Below are 2,567 nucleotides of genomic sequence, written 5' to 3'. Positions count from 1 at the left end.
GCGCTCAATGGGCCTGCGCATCAAAGTATGCCGGCCACGACAGCGGCGAAGCCTGGAGCCCTTCGGCCCCACGGAATGCAGACATGGCTTTCGCGCGTGAGCCGAAGTTCATCGTTGCCACGCCGAGGTTGAAGAACGTGTTCCGATCGGTGGAGCCGAGTTCGACTGCACGCTGCAGGGCGGATGCAGCCTCTTTGTGCTTGCCTTGATCGGAAAGCACGGCGCCCAAGCACGTCAGGGCAAGGACATTGTCGGGGGATTCAATGAGCGCCTTCGAGAGCAACGCTTGCGCAGAGGCAAGGTCGGCTTCCCACTTGTCGGGATTGTTCCATGCGTCCTCGACAAGCGATCGACTGACGGAGATGAAGTCCTCGCTCATAGGCTATTCAGGTTTTTTCGACTCTATTCCGTTCAGCACTCGACTGACCGAGCCCGGTCGACTCAGGTTGCAAGCAGATATTGAAGCACCGCTCTTTGCACCGGCAAGAGGAGCTTCTTCTGCTCGTAGCCGGCGAAGTGCGGATAGCGACGAGGGTCCACCGAAAGTTCACCACCGACAGTGAACGGTGGCGTCGGCAACAGCACGGGGTTGCCCATCCGAGTCAGATCTTCGACGGACAGCGGACGGCTCAACTGCTCTGTGCCCCGAGGCCAGCCATCGGTGATGACCACGTCCGCTGCTTCTGGGGAAGCCGATGAAAAGGCGACGTTGGGGATGGTCTCGTGGAAGCTCTCATGGCAGACATGAGCCAGCGTAAAGCCCATCACGCTGGCCAGCTCGTGCCACGAACGAAACACGTTGGTCGGCGGTCCCCAAAGGCAGATGCGCGCCTTCTGGATCGGGCCTATGGTTGTTTCGATGAAGTAGGCGTCCGTAAGAACTTCGCATGGATGGCCGGCGTTTGACATCGCATTGACCACGGGCCTGCGGGACGAAGCAGCGAACTCCGCGAGGCGCTCATGGTTCGATTCCCGGATGACGTAGATGTCATAGAAAGGGTCGAGATAGCCCGCGAGATCGCACACGCGTTCGTTTGTCTTCAGGAGATTCGGCAGCTCGATGACGGACAGGTTCAGTTCGTGGAATGCCTTCAGGAACGTCGTGCGCGTGCGAATGCCGTTTCCTTCGAATGACCAGGCTGCGGCGCCTTGAACATCCACGGGGGGCAATGCCGCCAGGCGCCAGATCGCGCGAACATCCTCGGGGGAAAGTGCTGACAGGCTGACTAGGTTCATGGCTGGGGATGCGTCAGAGGTCTCGCCCACCCTATCAGGCGCGGCTATACGCATTAAGCATCGGGCCTGCACTCTCATTGCGGGCGATGTGCAGCAAGATCGCTTGAGGTAGCTCCACTATCGGATGAGCAGCAGTGTGTTTGCAGAAATAGAAAACCTCATCCAGTGGATCACTGTCATGCCATGTCGTCACGACGAATCGATCCTCTGGAATGTCCTCGAAGGGGAATTGACCTATGTTCGCCCAGTCGACAGAGTCGTCCCACAAAGTGCAGTCCAGCCCCCACGCCATCATGTAGAGGCAGCCGGAATTCACCAACCAGTTGCTGACATCGTCGCGCCACTCAATGGAGACTTCCTCCTCGATGATCACAACAGCCCGAAAGGGGGCCAAGTACCCGATGTTGGGCAGCGTGGCGCCAGGTTGCATATGGAAGTAGACCGGAAGTTCTGGCATGAAATCTAAGCAATAAGGGACTTGAGCTCTTCTTGAACGACAGGCCCTGCCCGCCGACGCGAACGTCCGGCTGTGGTCGCCAAGAACCGCTCCCGCCTGATCGTACCTACCCGCCCCGGACGCCTCCCCGGCAAGCAGTGACAATCACCCCATGGCCCAAGGAAAACGAATTTCTTCCGACATCGGAGACGACGCGATCGAAGCGATCAAGGCGTTCGGTGCTGCTGCCAAGCTGGCGCGCACAACGGCTGGCGAGGGCCAGGCCGTCGCTGCCGCGCGCTTGGGCGTTCACGTCCAGACGATCGCGCGAATTGAGTCGGGTGAGCCGGGCGTTGCCATCGGGCACGTGCTCGGCATGCTGGCGCTCTACGGCATCTCAACGACGCTACAGCAGCGACAACAGCAACCACCGGCGGAAAACGGCGAGCGCCCCGCCTGAGCCGTCAGCCCCGCTGGGCATCGCCCACGGCAGCACGCAGCGACTGCAGCGTGGTCTCCGCCCTTTCGATGCGCCGCTGCAGTTCTTCGTTGACCAGCCGCACGAGCGCGCCGAGTTCGGTGCGCGTCGGGTACACGTCATCGGTGTCGTTCACGTGTTGCGGCACGATGAGTTTCTCGATGCACGCATACGCGCGGCGCACCATGTGAAAGCTGTCGAGGTCGTCGCAGGCCTGAAGGGCGAGCGATTCGGCGCAGAGAGTCGCCGAGGATTCGGGTAACGAGGCAGCGAGCGCCATGCGTGGCCTCCGGGAGGTGGGCGCAGAGGTGTTTCGGGAGACCAAGCCCGGCCGCGCCTCCTCAGGCGCAACGGGCGGCAGTATAGCCACGCACCCCCACCCCCTTCGCAGCGCAAAACCGGGATGCCCCTACGACC

At 61.2% G+C, this 2,567-nt stretch carries 5 protein-coding genes; 1 reads left to right on the top strand and 4 read right to left on the bottom strand.

What is annotated here, in order from left to right; translation table 11 throughout:
• Positions 1-4 precede the first annotated feature (4 nt).
• From AC07XP_RS32200 to AC07XP_RS32190, 3 genes are all read right to left on the bottom strand, one after another.
• Entirely contained in the window at positions 5-379 is a 375-nt protein-coding gene (locus AC07XP_RS32200) for a tetratricopeptide repeat protein (protein ID WP_495266951.1), read from the bottom strand.
• A gap of 62 nt (positions 380-441) precedes the next feature.
• A complete protein-coding gene (locus AC07XP_RS32195) occupies positions 442-1,236 on the bottom strand; it encodes an ornithine carbamoyltransferase (RefSeq protein ID WP_495266950.1) in 795 nt (264 codons plus the stop codon).
• 34 nt (positions 1,237-1,270) lie between these two features.
• Positions 1,271-1,693, bottom strand: coding sequence for a DUF7684 family protein (locus tag AC07XP_RS32190; RefSeq protein WP_139701936.1), 423 nt, complete (start codon positions 1,691-1,693; stop codon positions 1,271-1,273).
• 151 nt (positions 1,694-1,844) lie between these two features.
• On the opposite strand from AC07XP_RS32190, the gene AC07XP_RS32185 reads away from it, so the two are divergent.
• Positions 1,845-2,132: a helix-turn-helix domain-containing protein gene (locus tag AC07XP_RS32185; RefSeq protein WP_492694509.1), complete on the top strand. Its 288-nt coding sequence runs from the start codon at positions 1,845-1,847 to the stop codon at positions 2,130-2,132.
• A gap of 4 nt (positions 2,133-2,136) precedes the next feature.
• Here AC07XP_RS32185 and AC07XP_RS32180 read toward each other — a convergent pair whose 3' ends face one another.
• Positions 2,137-2,430, bottom strand: a complete 294-nt coding sequence (locus tag AC07XP_RS32180; protein WP_495266949.1) for a hypothetical protein — start codon at positions 2,428-2,430, stop codon at positions 2,137-2,139.
• Between the last annotated feature and the right edge of the window lie 137 nt (positions 2,431-2,567).

This window comes from Variovorax sp. GW531-E2 (assembly GCF_059423125.1).
This window is presented reverse-complemented; position numbering and strand designations above follow the sequence as displayed.